The organism is Klebsiella sp. HMSC09D12, assembly GCF_001808475.1.
In the GTDB taxonomy this organism is placed as follows: domain Bacteria; phylum Pseudomonadota; class Gammaproteobacteria; order Enterobacterales; family Enterobacteriaceae; genus Klebsiella; species Klebsiella oxytoca.
This window is the reverse complement of the sequence record NZ_KV793506.1, coordinates 256448-270409: the sequence shown is the minus strand read 5'-3', so window position 1 is coordinate 270409 and position 13962 is coordinate 256448. Positions and strand designations below refer to the sequence as shown.

Sequence of the window (13962 nt, the reverse complement as noted above, 5' to 3'; positions counted from 1 at the left end):
CAGTAACGGATGTTTCCGTCGCGCATCCCTTCCTCACGTCGGGCTGCATAAGCGTGACGGCTGTGGTTTAATATTGACCAGGATTGACCCGGGCATCACTTGAGTTGATTTATCCGCCAGGCGTAGCGGTTCCTTTTTTAAACATATATGATTTTTCATATTTAATGTTGATATTGCGTTTCCGTGGAGTATCCTGTCCGTCAACAATCGGGAGGAATGATGTCATTAACATCCTTACAGCTTTTCAAAAATCTGTCCGATGAAACCCGTCTGGGTATTGTGCTGATACTTAAGGAGATGGGGGAACTGTGCGTGTGCGATCTCTGCACGGCGCTGGATCAGTCGCAGCCCAAGATCTCCCGCCATCTGGCAATGCTTCGGGCAAGCGGACTGTTGTTGGATCGCAAGCAGGGTAAGTGGGTGCACTATCGTTTATCACCGCATATGCCTGTATGGGCAGCACAGGTCATTGAACAGGCCTGGTTAAGCCAGCGAGAGATCGTACAGGTCATCGCCCGCAAGCTGGCATCAGCAAACTGTTCGGGAAGCGGTAAAGCGGTTTGTCTTTAAAATTTGCCGTAACATATATGTTTTTTCAAATATGATTTTCAGGGAGGGGGTATGTTACTGGCAGGTGCTATTTTTATCCTGACCATTATTCTGGTTATCTGGCAGCCGAAGGGGCTGGGCATCGGCTGGAGCGCGACGCTTGGCGCAGTACTGGCTCTGATATCTGGCGTTGTGCATGTGGGGGATATTCCGGTGGTGTGGAATATCGTCTGGAACGCGACGGCGACCTTTATTGCGGTGATTATTATCAGCCTGTTGCTCGACGAGTCCGGCTTTTTTGAATGGGCGGCGCTGCATGTCTCTCGTTGGGGAAACGGTCGTGGCCGTTTGCTGTTTACCTGGATCGTTTTGCTCGGCGCTGCGGTGGCGGCGCTGTTTGCTAACGATGGTGCGGCACTGATTCTGACTCCCATTGTCATCGCCATGCTGCTGGCATTAGGGTTCAGCAAGGGGACGACGCTGGCCTTCGTGATGGCAGCCGGATTTATTGCCGATACGGCCAGCCTGCCGCTTATCGTGTCGAACCTGGTGAATATAGTCTCGGCGGACTTCTTTGGACTGGGCTTCACTGAGTATGCGTCGATAATGGTGCCGGTGGATATTGCTGCTATTATCGCCACGCTGGTTATGCTGCATCTGTTCTTCCGCAAAGATATCCCGCCGACTTACGATCTGGCTCTCCTGAAGGCACCTGAAAAAGCAGTAAAAGATCCGGCTACGTTCCGCACCGGCTGGATTGTTTTGATTCTTCTGCTGGTAGGTTTTTTCGTCCTCGAGCCTCTCGGGATTCCCGTTAGCGCAATTGCGGCAGTTGGGGCGGTAATACTGTTTACCGTGGCGAAACGAGGTCATGCCATTAACACCGGTAAAGTGCTGCGTGGCGCACCCTGGCAGATCGTCATCTTCTCACTGGGGATGTACCTGGTGGTCTACGGTCTGCGCAACGCCGGGCTAACCGAATACCTTTCAGGTGTGCTGAACGTACTGGCGGATAAAGGACTCTGGGCCGCAACGTTGGGTACTGGCTTCCTGATGGCTTTCCTGTCTTCGATCATGAACAACATGCCTTCCGTGCTGGTTGGTGCGCTCTCTATCGATGGAAGCACCGCAACCGGCGTTATTAAAGAGGCGATGATCTACGCCAATGTGATTGGCTGCGATCTGGGTCCGAAAATTACACCTATTGGTAGCCTGGCAACGCTGCTCTGGCTGCACGTACTTTCACAGAAGAATATGACCATCACCTGGGGCTACTATTTCCGCACCGGGATCGTTATGACTCTGCCTGTGCTGTTTGTCACGCTGGCCGCGCTGGCGCTACGTCTCTCTTTCACTTTGTCATGAGATACTGCTATCTATGAGCAACATCACCATTTATCACAACCCGGCCTGCGGCACCTCGCGTAATACGCTGGAGATGATCCGCAATAGCGGTACTGAACCCACCGTTATTCATTACCTTGAAAATCCACCGTCACGCGATGAGCTGGTCAAACTCATTGCCGACATGGGGATCGCGGTGCGGGCGCTGCTGCGTAAAAATGTTGAGCCTTATGAAGAGCTTGGCCTCGCAGAAGATAGATTTACTGACGATCGGTTAATCGACTTTATGCTGCAGCATCCGATCCTGATTAACCGCCCGATTGTGGTGACACCGTTGGGGACGCGTCTGTGCCGTCCTTCTGAAGTTGTTCTGGATATTCTTCCCGATGCCCAGCAAGGCGCTTTCGCTAAGGAAGATGGCGAGAAAGTTGTTGATGATGCGGGTAAACGGGTGAAATAAAATCTCCTGGGAGCTGTCCCGGAAGAAATAAAAGGCGACGAAGCATGCAGAGCAGCATGCCGCAGGAGGGATGACGCGGTGTGCTGTGATGAAACTGCCGCAGATCAAGCCTGCCAGCGCAACATTGTTAGCGCAAGAGTGAGCATTTCGGAGTGATGCGAACCCAAATATGGTTTTTTATAAAATTATATTTGGGTTTACTCCTGGTTATCTAATAGTAAGAATCTGCTATAACTTAAAAAAATCGTTGAGTTTCTGTCTGTATTATTCCCCATTGCAATAAAATAAAGGCGTGCTGACAAAGCTGATGATATAGTCTGTTTGATTAACGGAATTAATGAGGAAGTTTAACTTTTTATTTTCTTTAAGGAAAAAAGAGGGGTAGTGTTGTTGTGCTAATAACTCCGGCAACGTATCAATCGGATTGGTATAGACTCTTTGGCTAGTGAGAAGATAGTCATCACCGCTTTGTCTTTTATAATTAAAATAGACTTCGCGACTTATCGCATATCGTTCCGGGCCAAGGTGCGCGGTACCATTAATCAAAATAACGCCGCTGTTATCATTCATGATAAACCGGTAAGTTGCTTTAATTGCAAATTGGCCATGATATAAAGAGTGTTTCGCTTCGCAAACGATTTTGTCATTAGCATTGGCGTTAACCTGTTGAGGTAACCCTGTAAAGAACAATAAGAAAGCGAGCCATTTAATTTTTTTCATTTTTTGCCACAATGTAAGTTGTTGAGTCACATTTTAAAGACGCTTCCTTTCCGCACGTAAACACGGTTAACCGTGGTGACGTTGAAAAATATGAAATGAAATATTTGATGTCTTTATTACACACTAACCCTTCGTCATGAATAAAGTTAATGGCAAAATCGTTATTTATATTTCTGGCATTGGCAAAGTAGCAAGGTGGCGTGCCGTTGATATGCGAGTAACCTTCGATAATGAATTCATGATGAAAAGGGAAACGATATAAAAAAAAGGCGAACAAACCTATCAATGGAAGGAAAATTGCCAGACAATACGAGATCATTTTGATGGGTTTTTTATTTTCAGGCGTAAGCGGTGCTACTGTGTCAGGCTGCGCGAAAATTTCACCGGTTTGTATGCCTTTTTTATCCGCTAGCTGGTCATCCTGAAACCGGTTATCTGTAACGGGAAAGATATTACGATCGTCTGAGACTGAGTGGATACGCTCTATCGAATTTTGTGGATTATCCTCATACTTTTCCACGGCAATGTAGGCATTCAGCCGCACACCCTTGCCACGAATAGTCAACAGAATGTTATCCGGGCAACCCAGTTTTTTTAATACATTGCGTAAATTAACAAAGGACTGATAGTAAGCCGAATTTGATACCGTACGCTTCGCATCCTCACCCCAACCTGCGACCATTAAATCAGAGTGCGATACCAGCTGTCCTTGCCGTTCCAGAAGTAACTCCAGGCAATGGGCGCTACTCTTAAGTATCGTAAATCGGGTCCCATCCTTTATCGATAACAATTGTTTCTCACCGGGAAGGAAAATAACTTGCTTATTCATGATGTATTTAACCATAAAAATCACCAAAAACTAAAATTTATGAAACAAATTCCAAACCTTTAACCTTAAATATTTTCTCTCACTGGAGCCCGGAAAAATATGAAAATTCGCCAAAAAAATAATTTTGACAACTATTAAGATAATTTTGTTTTGGTTTGTAACTTATTGTTTTGTTTGTATTTTGAGTTTATTTTTAGTTAATAAACTACCCCGACCAGGAATCTTCCCGCATCATAAGAATCTTCCAGCGCACAGGCCTGAACAGCCATGGTAATTGTGGGTTCTTGATGATTTTCACGAGGGAATATTATAGATGATTTATGAATTTTAAGTCACTTTTATCACATCAGTATGGCGTCACTACCAGGGGGCACTCTAAATCCAGAGTGCATGGAAACGATTGATTCTAGGCACTACATAAAATATTTCAATAAACAATCAATAAACAAAGGACAGGAAAAAGTGAACACAAAAACTTCAATTAAAACAATGCTGGCTTTATTTTCATTTGCAGCATTATCCGGGTCTGCATTTGCGGTAACGCCGACGGTCACATTCCAGGGCGAAGTCACCAGCCAGACCTGCTCGGTCAGCATCAATGGTGAGACAAACTCCGTTGTTCTGTTACCGACAGTCTCTACCGCTGACTTTGGCGGAACCCTGGCGAATGGACAGACCGCCGGGCTGACGCCATTTACCGTGACGGTGAGCGGCTGTACTGCCCCGGCGGCAGGCGAGGGCCCTCAGTTGATTAAAACCCGTTTCCTGGGGTTTGATGTCGACAGCGCCAGCGGTACGCTGGGTAACCGCGCAGTCACTGATGCTGCGGTCGGTTATGGTATCCAACTGACCACCACCGATGCCGGAACGACGCCTGTCGTGCTGTCAGGAGTAACCGATGTTGCAGGCCTCTCTTTACCCGAGGGAGATACCTCCACCAGCCACTCCTTTGGGGCACAATATTATGTTATTGATGCCGCTTCTGCTACGCCGGGTGCGATTATTGCCGTAGCGGAATATACCCTGAGCTACCTCTGAGTTTATAAAAACACAGGCCGTATACCCGGCCTGTGTTTTAAAAAGTAAATGATATTAATATTAAAATAATCTTGCGGAATATTTTCCCGATGCGATTGATACTGCGATTGTTTGTTCTGTTGACATTCGGTTTTACCGGCTATGCAAATGCAGGCGTGATATTAACGGGTACGCGAATTATTTATCCGGAAGGCGCCAAAGATAAAACGCTCCAGTTAACCAACCAGGAGTCTCAGTCTTATATTGTACAAGTACAGATTGACAATGGAACGCCGGAGGGTTTTGCCCCGTTTATAGTCACTCCGCCGGTTTTTCGTATGGAGCCTCATAGCGGTCAGTCTGTCCGTTTGACCTATTCCGGAGAGCCGTTGCCAGGCGATCGGGAATCTGTATTCTATTTTAATTTCAGTCAGCTGCCGTCGTTAAAAGCCGGAACGACGCAACAGAATAAGTTAATTTTCGCCATCACTAATCGGGTGAAAGTTTTCTACCGCCCGGCGTCGCTTTCGGGGCATCCGGAAAAAACGTCAGAGCATATCCATCTCAGCATGGAAGGTAAGCAGATCAGGATAGTAAACCAGAGCGAATATCACGCCTCTGTTCGTCGGGCCACGCTTGTCCGCAACGGAAAGGATATTCGCCTCGCGGAAGGGGTGATGATTTCACCTAAATCCGGACTGGTCGTTACCCCGTCGTCAGAAATAACCAGCCTCAGAGGCCTTCTTTTACGTCTTGTGCTTGTTAACGACTATGGGGTGGATATTGTGACTGAGCGTCGATTGTAATGCGTTTTTATTTGAGCGAATATCCCATGGCAGGTATCAGGTTATTTCTCCTGACCCTTTTAATCCCCGCTTCCGTAACGTTTGCTTCCGGCACGAGTATTACCGGAGCGGCAGGGATAGCTGAAGAAAATGATTATACTTTTGACCCTGCTCTGTTTCGCGGCGGTCGTTTCAGTGAAACCGCGCTGATGCGGCTGAGCAAACCGGGAAATATTGCCCCCGGCAACTTCAAAGTAGATGTTTACGTGAATGGTGGATTCGTCAGCAGCGATAATATTACCTTCAGTGAAACAGAAAGCGGGCAGGTGCGGCCGTGCCTGACGCCCGGTCAGCTTGCGGCAGCCGGGATTGCGCCCCGCAACGGTCTGCCTGCCGGCGCAAAAGAGAGCAATACCTGTCTCTCCCTCAGCTCGCTGATTGAAGGCAGCAGCAGCCATTTTGACACATCCCGGCTGCGGCTCGAGCTGAGTATACCGCAGGCTGACATGAATATCCGGCCGCGCGGCTATGTTGATCCAGGCGAACTGGAAGTCGGCAGCTCTCTGGGATTTATTAACTACATCACAAACTATTATCACGTCTCTTACTCCGGTAATAACGCCCGGGACCTGGACTCCGGCTGGCTGTCCATGAACGGCGGGATAAATCTGGGGATGTGGCAGTTCCGCCAGCTATCAAATGTACAGTGGAATCGTGACTCGGGTGCAAACTGGAATACCCTCCGCCGGTATCTGCAGCGCCCGTTGCCGGCATTCAACAGCCAGCTTACCGCCGGTGAACTGAGCACGACCGGGCGTCTGTTTTCAGGTCTGAGCTATAAGGGGATAAGCCTGGCCACCGATGAGAGAATGTTGCCGGATTCCATGCGAGGGTATGCCCCGGCCATTCGCGGAGTGGCAGGCAGTACGTCGAAGGTGACGGTCTCCCAGAATGGACGACAGATTTACCAGACCACGGTCGCTCCCGGCCCGTTTGATATTAACGATCTCTATCCGACCAGCTACAGCGGCGATCTGGATGTTGAAGTCACTGGGGCCGACGGCAGCGTAAGCCGGTTCAGCGTGCCGTTCTCCGCCGTACCGGAGTCCATGCGTCCGGGGATCTCACGCTATGGACTGGCTGTCGGGCGTACCGATGACGCTGGCGATAACTCTCTGTTCAGCGACTTGACCTGGCAGTACGGGCTGAGCAATGCCCTGACGCTCAATACGGGACTGCGGATCGCGGATGACTATCAGGCGGTCATTGGCGGTGGGGTCTACGCCTCTTCTGTAGGCGCTCTGGGCCTGGACATCACCGCCTCCCGTGCGGGGATGCCGGAGGGCGATGACGTGAAGGGCTACATGGCCCACATTTCCTGGAGTAAAACATTCCAGCCGACAGCAACCACCGTGACGCTTGCGGGCTATCGCTATTCGACCTCAGGCTATCGCGAACTTGGTGACGTCCTGGGCGTAAGAAAAGCCATGCGCGACCACGATCGCTGGACCTCCACCTCCTGGCAGCAACAATCCCGGTTTGATATCTCCCTTAACCAGGGGGTTGGTTCCTTCGGCAATATTTATCTCTCAGGCTCCACGCAGAATTACCGGGACGGCCGGAGCCGGGATACGCAGCTGCAGGCGGGTTACAGCAACAGTTTTCATAACGGTATGAGCTTCAACATTTCCCTTTCCCGCCAGCACGCAGGCGGGAGCTATGAGGCTGGCAGAAAGGAAACCGTGACCGCAGTATCCGTCTCCTTTCCGCTGGGATTCAGCGATAAAAATAACACCCAGATTATCAGCAACTCCTGGACCCACGCCTCCGGCGGCGGCGACCAGTTTCAGAGCAATACCTCAGGCATGATCGATGATGCCCGGACGCTGAGTTATAACCTGGGGGTGATGCGCGACCAGCAGTATCATCAGACAACGATAAGCGGCGGCCTGCAAAAACGGCTGCCCAACGTCAGCGTGGGGCTCAATGCCTCCCGGGGTGAGGGGTACTGGCAGGCGTCGGGTAATGCGCAGGGGGCGCTCGCCATTCATTCTGGCGGCGTGACGTTCGGACCTTATCTGAGCGACACCTTCGCGCTGGTTGAGGCTAAAGGCGCTTCAGGGGCAAGCGTATATAACTCCGGCCAGTCGATTATTGACAGCCAGGGTTACGCCCTGGTGCCCTCCGTCACACCCTATCGTTACAGCAGGGTAACGCTCGATCCCCAGGGAATTGATGGCAACGCAGAACTGGTTGACAGCGAGCGGCGGGTCGCGCCGGTGGCCGGCGCTGCCGTCAGGGTGGTATTCCGCACCAGGACGGGCCATGCCATGCTGATTAATGCTCGTCTGCCAGACGGAGAGCCGGTCCCGCTCGGGGCGGATGTCACTGAACCGGACGGGACGATTATCGGTATGGCCGGACAGAACGGACAGCTCTATTTACGTACGGAGCACGCTGAGGGAGAGCTGATCGTTCGCTGGGGTGACGACGAGCGGGATCGCTGCCGTCTGGCCTACCGCATAAACCCCAAAGAAACCACCCGGCACCTGACAAAACTCAGCGCAGTCTGCCGACAGACGCCTGATGCGCAGCGATGAAGATAATGATGATGAAAAGACGAACTTTCCTGCTTAACTTGCTGTTTGCCTGCCTGACGCTTTTCAGCCTCCGGGCCGGCGCCAGCTGTTCCCTGACCCTGGTTACCCAGACCGAAGACTCCTATGTCGCGCAGATACCGTTCGGGAAAATTAACCTGACGGATACTTATCTGCAGCCGGTCGGTACCATGCTGGCCAGCATCGTGGTGCCGCCAACGAATTACACTCACGGCGGGGCTAACGGCGCTTCGGTACTCTGGGAATGTGATGCCGCGGATCTTCCCAATATCTATTTTCTGGTCGCCACGAATGGCGACGATCGCGTCGGCGGTTTTTATGATATCGGCACGGTCGACGGCCTGAGCGACGTCTATGCCACCTGGTTCGCCTACGTCGGAATCAGACAGACCATGTCCGGCGTCACGCTGACCCGCCACTGGCAGAAGGTTCCCATCACATCATACGCCACAAGCTCAACGGGGAAGATTCAGATCCGTCTGCAGGATATCCCGCCTCTGGTCGCCGAGCTGTACCGGATCAGCAGCCTGCCGGGAACCTCCGCCGCATCGGCCTATTGTGGTAACAACAATGATGATGGGGTTGGTATTGGCTTTGCTTCCGCGACGGGGCGTAACTATTACTGTCAAAATTCCGTCATGACTCAGCCCAACGCCTACATCCAGCTGTCCGGCGACAGCAGCGTCAGCTTCAGTTTCGCACGCGATTTCCCGGGTGAGGACAGCGCCTATAACTACGATTTCTGGGGAGCGGATAACGGCTTTGGCTACGGCATGCGGCTGGCGAACACCCTCTATTCCCTGCCTACCTGCGTGGCGCGCAATGCCACCCCGCAGGTTTTATTTCGCACAATTTCTATTGCTGAACTCGAACAGGGGGGGAGCGCCAGCGCCAGCTTCACCGTGCAGGTAGAGTGCAGTGATTCAGCCGAGTCGGGTACGGCTGCAGGCCAGACGGCGATTGGTATTCAGGTTTCCCCGGGGTCATACAGCGCGGCCAGCACGCTGGGGCTGGTGAACGGCAGCGGCGGCGTGACGCATCTGGTCTCTGATGATTATTTTGGCGAAAACATGGCCCGGGGCGTGGGAATTACCCTGCAGAATGCGCAGGGGAAAAGAATGAACTTCGTGGGTCAGCCGGGGACGGTATCCCTGACCACGCCCGGTGGCGAAAATGCCGGATGGTATCCGGTACTGGAGGCGGCCGATAACGCTGGAAGCACCATGGCGGGATATACGCACTACAGCAGCACATTTTTAGCCACCCTGCAGAAACTGGACGGCCAGGCGGTCACCCCCGGTAAAGTTTATGCCACAGCCTATGTTCTGGTGAAAATACAGTGAACAAATTTCGCCGCGTTGGCTGGATATCGGTGCTGTTGATAATGTTTCTCGCGCCATTACGCGTTTATGCCGGACTGATAGCGAGCGGCACGCGAGTCATCTATACCGAAGGAACCCGGGAAATCAGCCTGATGCTGGCTAATACCAATTCCTGGCCGGTCATTGTGCAGAGCTGGGTTGATGACGGCAGCGGCAATCCGGCCTATACGGGGGCGCCTTTTATTGTGCTGCCTTCCGTGTTTCGCCTGCAGCCGGAAGGAATACAGGGGCTGCGGATTGTCTATAACCAGACCCCTTTGCCACGAGACCGCGAGAGCGTGTTCTGGATTAACCTCTATGAAATTCCGCCCGTCAGTAAAAATATGCCGGAGCAATCCCGGCTGCAGCTGGCAATGAACACCCAGTTAAAAATATTTTATCGTCCACAAGGTCTCTCTCCCGCTCCCGAGAGTGCGGCCGCACGTCTTAAATTCCGGGCAGTACAAGAAGGCGGGCGCTGGTACGTGGAGTGTGACAATCCCACGCCCTGGCATATATCGTTTACGGACATTATTGTTCGTCACGGAAAAACGCAACGGCATGTTGAGCGGGAAATGGATATGATGACCGCGCCTTTTAGTCAGCGCCGTTATGCTCTTTCGGGGAATATACCGGTGACGAGCGCCAGCGAGATTCAGTTCTACTATGTTGACGACCGGGGTGCCATTCTAAATGACCATACTCGGTTATGATGTCTGCTCACGGCCTTGAACGATTGAAAATTTAAACGACGTACCCCCCGCCATTTTATATGATTTAAGTTTCTTAACCTCTTAAACCTGCAGGGCATTACCCATTTGGTTTCTCATGCAGCCTCTTGTTTATATTGGTTTTTTACTTTGTTTTTGACTTCTGTGATTAACAGGCTGGTGGTCGGTGATTTATATTGTTTATAAATAAATATTAAACCGGAGTTTAATAGCTTTGAACATCATCAACATAATTACCGACGATGTGTATTTTTTGCAGGGGGCCAGGCATTTATTGAATGAGGCGGCAGAAAATCATGCCGTGTTATACAATGACATAAATGCATCGGGACTGAGAGCGGTGGTGAGATCTTTTGCTACCTACGATCAAAAAGTTATTTTATATATTCATTGCATCAGGAAGCGACGAGTATTATTACGCCTTGTTGCGGCTTATAATTTGCAGGTGTTTGTTATTACGCATTGTAAAGTATCAGATTGCAACAATGATAAGGACCCTATGATCATTCCTTCATTCCTATCGAAAAAAGAGTTTTTGCAAAAAATAAAATCAGCAAAGAGAAGCGTGTATAGAAAAAGCTCGCAGCGGTCTAAAAGGATATTTAAAGGACTGTCGGCAGGAGCCAGTGTGAAGGATCTCGCGGAAACCTTGAATATCACGCAAAAAGCTGTTTATGCCATTAAGAATCACACTATAAAAAAATTTGGTTTTAAATCCACGAAAATGAATGGCTTTTTACTTTGCCGCGATTTATTAGAAATGAATGAAATAGGCTTGCGCTATAAGAGGATCGTAGACGGGAACTTTGTGTCGATGAATGCCAGGAGATCCTAGAGCCTGCGCGCGGCAAATCGCTGGCATCCGCTCTCGCAGGAAGGCATACGACCTCCTCGTTTTGCACTACAGTTTCTGAGCGTCGGTCTGCGGCGGCGCAGAACTATCCTGATACCGCTTACGCAGTTTCAGCAGCCGGGAAACCAGTATTACCACGGCGAGACCGGCCATCAGCGCCGCGCAGTGGAAGGCGATTCTGCCACCAGCATGGAAGTAGATCCAACGGGTTGCCTCAATGGAAGCGGCAAACGCGCTCAGGGCCAGAATATTCAGCGTGGCGGACACGGTGCCTTTTGGCAGATGATGGGAAAAGAGCGTGAAGCGGAACAGCACCGGGTAAAGTAGCCCAATCCCCAGCGCATAAATGCTGGTACCCAGCACCGACCAGAACCAGACATGCGGCCACAGAAGATTACCGACCAGCAGGATCAGCAGGCCGGTCAGCTGTATCGGAACGGTACGCCAGATAAAGCGCGGCGAAGTGGGGTCTTTTACCACGTTCGCCACGATCGCGCTGGCGATAATCAGCCCACTGAACACCGGCACCTGAGTCCAGGCATATGCCGCGGGAGACATGCCGCCGTGCTCAATCAGAATCACCGGAGAGAGCGCCACCCAGGTGATCATCGGCACGTTGCCAAAGGCCACCGCCAGCGAACCTGTCAGCACCACGGGATGACGAAACGCCGCGATGAAATCAGCCAGCACTTCCCCCGGTTTAAATCCCCGCCCCTGAGAGATAACGGTTTCCGGCATCTTAAAAAGCAGCAGGGCCCAGGCCACCAGGCCCAGCGCGCCAATAATGGCAAACAGCAGTTTCCAGTGCATCACCGTCATTAGCGCCGCGCCGGCCAGCGGTCCGATAACCGGCGCAAGCAGGACGATAGAGGTCAGCGCAGCCATGATTCTGATTGAATCGGTTTCCCCAAACGCTTCCTGAATCGACACATAGCCCACGGTCGAGATAAAACAGATGCTGGTTCCCTGGATAAAGCGGGCGACGAAGTATTGCGCGATCGAAGCGACAAACAGCATGCTCAGGCAGGAGAGAGCAAAAACCAGGGCGCCGGTGAGCAGAACGGGGCGGCGGCCGATACGATCTGACAGAGGGCCCAGCAGCCACTGCAGCGCCAGGCCTCCAGCCATATACAGGCTGACCGATGCCGGAGCAAGGGTGACATCAGCCTGAAGCTCGTTGATGATATGAATAATGCCTGGCTGAATAAGATCCGTGGTCAGGTAAGCCGAAAAATCATAAATAATCATCGCCAGCGGAAACAACATGACGCTGCCGTACTGGATTAAACGCCGTGGCGGGGTATTCATGCGGGCTCCGGGGAATCTGCCATCCTGCATCTTAGTATCTGTAAACCAACTCAACCGACCCTAAACGGAGATAAAATAATCCTGTTTTTTGTGTGGTTTTTTGGCCTTGTACCACGTGCGCACATCAGCGCTGGACGTGAGGCGATCGGCGCTCTATTGTCATCAACGTGCGGAAATTGTCATCCATTAAAGGCTCTTGAATAACGGGATATCTATGTTACTGATCTTTGGCGGCCTGCCCGGTACCGGGAAATCAACCATCGCTCGCCTGCTGGCCGCCAGGCTGGGGGCCGTCTGGTTACGAATCGATTCGATTGAGCAGGCGCTGATCCGCGCCGAAACCGTCACCCGGCACGATATAGGACCGGCCGGATATCTGGCGGCGTACGCCATTGCTGCGGATAACCTCAGGCTGGGCAACGTGGTGATTGCCGATGCGGTGAATCCCATCGCCATTACCCGCCAGGCCTGGAGAGAGGTCGCGACCGAGAATGCCGCGCCTTATCTGGAGATAGAAGTGACCTGCTCCGACCAAACGCAGCATCGGTATCGCGTGGAAAACCGCGCAGCGGACATTCGCGGCCATATCCTGCCGGACTGGCAAAAGGTCATCACCCGTGATTACGAACCCTGGCATTCTGCCAGCCTGGTGCTGGATACCTCAGTACTGAGCGCCGAAGAGGCGGTAGAGCGGATCGTTGCGCATATTGGGTCGCACCGCCGGTAAGCCTATGAACACTCCCCAGGCGAGGGAAAAAAGCGGTCGCTCAGACGACCGCGTGGTATCAGAAAACGTCGCCGGTAAAGATATTCTTTTTCAGTTGAGTAAAGTCGTAAGTCGCCAGCTCTTCAGCGCTTTGGGTATAGTAAGTCAGACTTTCTGAAATCATCAGGTTTAGCTTATTCCCTTTTTCCTGAACGATAATCAACGGCTTTTTAAACGCGTGGGCATAGCCGATTTCGTACGCCGTACCGCTATCGACGTGATCGTCAAAGAAATCAACAACGGCAACCACCACCGTGGCTTCGTCGAGATGCTTGATATCGTTCTTAAAGATGAAATCGCGCCAGGGTAAAGTGCCGTATTCCAGATTCTCCGCATCGGCCAGGCGCGGTGAGAAAAATTTATCTACCGTTTTATTGGCGGTCAGCGCCTGTTCGACGCGCTGGACGCGATCAATCTGGTCGTCGCTGAAAAAAGGACTCGCAATATAAATATTTACCATCAATCGATTCTCCTGAAGATTCATTGAAAGCTGCAGTCGACCGGTAAAAGTTCGCCTGACAGTCTTCTTCCCTGATAGGCAGTTAGTCTATTCACCTGAGTCGTTAGAATAACTTTATCGATGGATGCTGACTATGTTACGTGCTGCAAAGTGCGCTTTCT

The 13962-nt window shown here is 51.5% G+C and carries 14 protein-coding genes; 10 read left to right on the top strand and 4 right to left on the bottom strand.

Annotation, left to right across the window (positions count from 1 at the left end):
- Positions 1-219 precede the first annotated feature (219 nt).
- The 3 genes from HMPREF3178_RS25775 to arsC are packed head-to-tail and all read left to right on the top strand — an operon-like array spanning position 220 to position 2353.
- Positions 220-570 (top strand): transcriptional regulator, encoded by a 351-nt coding sequence (locus tag HMPREF3178_RS25775; RefSeq protein WP_024274679.1) that lies wholly within the window; start codon positions 220-222, stop codon positions 568-570.
- 51 nt (positions 571-621) lie between these two features.
- Complete coding sequence (gene arsB / locus HMPREF3178_RS25770; protein WP_053064409.1) at positions 622-1914, top strand: arsenite efflux transporter membrane subunit ArsB; 1293 nt, start codon at positions 622-624, stop codon at positions 1912-1914.
- 13 nt (positions 1915-1927) lie between these two features.
- On the top strand, positions 1928-2353 hold the full coding sequence (gene arsC / locus HMPREF3178_RS25765) for a glutaredoxin-dependent arsenate reductase (RefSeq protein WP_004105466.1): 426 nt from the start codon (positions 1928-1930) through the stop codon (positions 2351-2353).
- 264 nt (positions 2354-2617) lie between these two features.
- On the opposite strand, the gene HMPREF3178_RS25760 is transcribed toward arsC, so the two are convergent.
- Together HMPREF3178_RS25760 and HMPREF3178_RS25755 are read right to left on the bottom strand one after the other, a co-directional pair.
- Complete coding sequence (locus tag HMPREF3178_RS25760) at positions 2618-3073, bottom strand: hypothetical protein (protein ID WP_004105463.1); 456 nt, start codon at positions 3071-3073, stop codon at positions 2618-2620.
- A complete protein-coding gene (locus HMPREF3178_RS25755; RefSeq protein WP_224227627.1) occupies positions 3060-3902 on the bottom strand; it encodes a winged helix-turn-helix domain-containing protein in 843 nt (280 codons plus the stop codon). The genes HMPREF3178_RS25760 and HMPREF3178_RS25755 overlap by 14 nt, the downstream gene beginning before the upstream one ends.
- Before the next feature lie 489 nt (positions 3903-4391).
- On the opposite strand from HMPREF3178_RS25755, the gene HMPREF3178_RS25750 reads away from it, so the two are divergent.
- From HMPREF3178_RS25750 to HMPREF3178_RS25725, 6 genes are all read left to right on the top strand, one after another.
- Positions 4392-4940, top strand: a complete 549-nt coding sequence (locus HMPREF3178_RS25750; protein WP_032704745.1) for a fimbrial protein — start codon at positions 4392-4394, stop codon at positions 4938-4940.
- Positions 4941-5029: 89 nt separating this feature from the next.
- Complete coding sequence (locus HMPREF3178_RS25745) at positions 5030-5725, top strand: fimbrial biogenesis chaperone (protein WP_004105460.1); 696 nt, start codon at positions 5030-5032, stop codon at positions 5723-5725.
- A gap of 26 nt (positions 5726-5751) precedes the next feature.
- Complete coding sequence (locus tag HMPREF3178_RS25740) at positions 5752-8304, top strand: fimbria/pilus outer membrane usher protein (RefSeq protein WP_004105459.1); 2553 nt, start codon at positions 5752-5754, stop codon at positions 8302-8304.
- A gap of 11 nt (positions 8305-8315) precedes the next feature.
- Positions 8316-9665, top strand: a complete 1350-nt coding sequence (locus tag HMPREF3178_RS25735) for a fimbrial protein (RefSeq protein ID WP_224226424.1) — start codon at positions 8316-8318, stop codon at positions 9663-9665.
- Positions 9662-10396: a fimbrial biogenesis chaperone gene (locus tag HMPREF3178_RS25730; protein WP_004105455.1), complete on the top strand. Its 735-nt coding sequence runs from the start codon at positions 9662-9664 to the stop codon at positions 10394-10396. The genes HMPREF3178_RS25735 and HMPREF3178_RS25730 overlap by 4 nt, the downstream gene beginning before the upstream one ends.
- A gap of 232 nt (positions 10397-10628) precedes the next feature.
- Entirely contained in the window at positions 10629-11249 is a 621-nt protein-coding gene (locus tag HMPREF3178_RS25725) for a helix-turn-helix domain-containing protein (RefSeq protein ID WP_004105453.1), read from the top strand.
- Between the two features lie 66 nt (positions 11250-11315).
- Here HMPREF3178_RS25725 and HMPREF3178_RS25720 read toward each other — a convergent pair whose 3' ends face one another.
- Positions 11316-12575: an MFS transporter gene (locus tag HMPREF3178_RS25720; RefSeq protein WP_004105451.1), complete on the bottom strand. Its 1260-nt coding sequence runs from the start codon at positions 12573-12575 to the stop codon at positions 11316-11318.
- A gap of 214 nt (positions 12576-12789) precedes the next feature.
- On the opposite strand from HMPREF3178_RS25720, the gene HMPREF3178_RS25715 reads away from it, so the two are divergent.
- Complete coding sequence (locus HMPREF3178_RS25715) at positions 12790-13302, top strand: P-loop nucleotide/nucleoside kinase family protein (RefSeq protein WP_004105449.1); 513 nt, start codon at positions 12790-12792, stop codon at positions 13300-13302.
- 58 nt (positions 13303-13360) lie between these two features.
- On the opposite strand, the gene HMPREF3178_RS25710 is transcribed toward HMPREF3178_RS25715, so the two are convergent.
- Entirely contained in the window at positions 13361-13801 is a 441-nt protein-coding gene (locus HMPREF3178_RS25710; protein ID WP_004105447.1) for a nucleoside 2-deoxyribosyltransferase, read from the bottom strand.
- Positions 13802-13962 lie beyond the last annotated feature (161 nt).

Bases quoted from the DNA above. Each gene is read 5' to 3' on its own strand.
- HMPREF3178_RS25745 (WP_004105460.1), top strand. From the start codon at position 5,030: ATGCGATTGATACTGCGATTGTTTGTTCTGTTGACATTCGGTTTTACC.
- arsB (WP_053064409.1), top strand. From the start codon at position 622: ATGTTACTGGCAGGTGCTATTTTTATCCTGACCATTATTCTGGTTATC.
- HMPREF3178_RS25720 (WP_004105451.1), bottom strand. From the start codon at position 12,575: ATGAATACCCCGCCACGGCGTTTAATCCAGTACGGCAGCGTCATGTTG.
- HMPREF3178_RS25760 (WP_004105463.1), bottom strand. From the start codon at position 3,073: ATGAAAAAAATTAAATGGCTCGCTTTCTTATTGTTCTTTACAGGGTTA.
- HMPREF3178_RS25710 (WP_004105447.1), bottom strand. From the start codon at position 13,801: ATGGTAAATATTTATATTGCGAGTCCTTTTTTCAGCGACGACCAGATT.
- arsC (WP_004105466.1), top strand. From the start codon at position 1,928: ATGAGCAACATCACCATTTATCACAACCCGGCCTGCGGCACCTCGCGT.
- HMPREF3178_RS25775 (WP_024274679.1), top strand. From the start codon at position 220: ATGTCATTAACATCCTTACAGCTTTTCAAAAATCTGTCCGATGAAACC.
- HMPREF3178_RS25740 (WP_004105459.1), top strand. From the start codon at position 5,752: ATGGCAGGTATCAGGTTATTTCTCCTGACCCTTTTAATCCCCGCTTCC.
- HMPREF3178_RS25715 (WP_004105449.1), top strand. From the start codon at position 12,790: ATGTTACTGATCTTTGGCGGCCTGCCCGGTACCGGGAAATCAACCATC.
- HMPREF3178_RS25735 (WP_224226424.1), top strand. From the start codon at position 8,316: ATGAAAAGACGAACTTTCCTGCTTAACTTGCTGTTTGCCTGCCTGACG.
- HMPREF3178_RS25755 (WP_224227627.1), bottom strand. From the start codon at position 3,902: ATGAATAAGCAAGTTATTTTCCTTCCCGGTGAGAAACAATTGTTATCG.
- HMPREF3178_RS25750 (WP_032704745.1), top strand. From the start codon at position 4,392: ATGCTGGCTTTATTTTCATTTGCAGCATTATCCGGGTCTGCATTTGCG.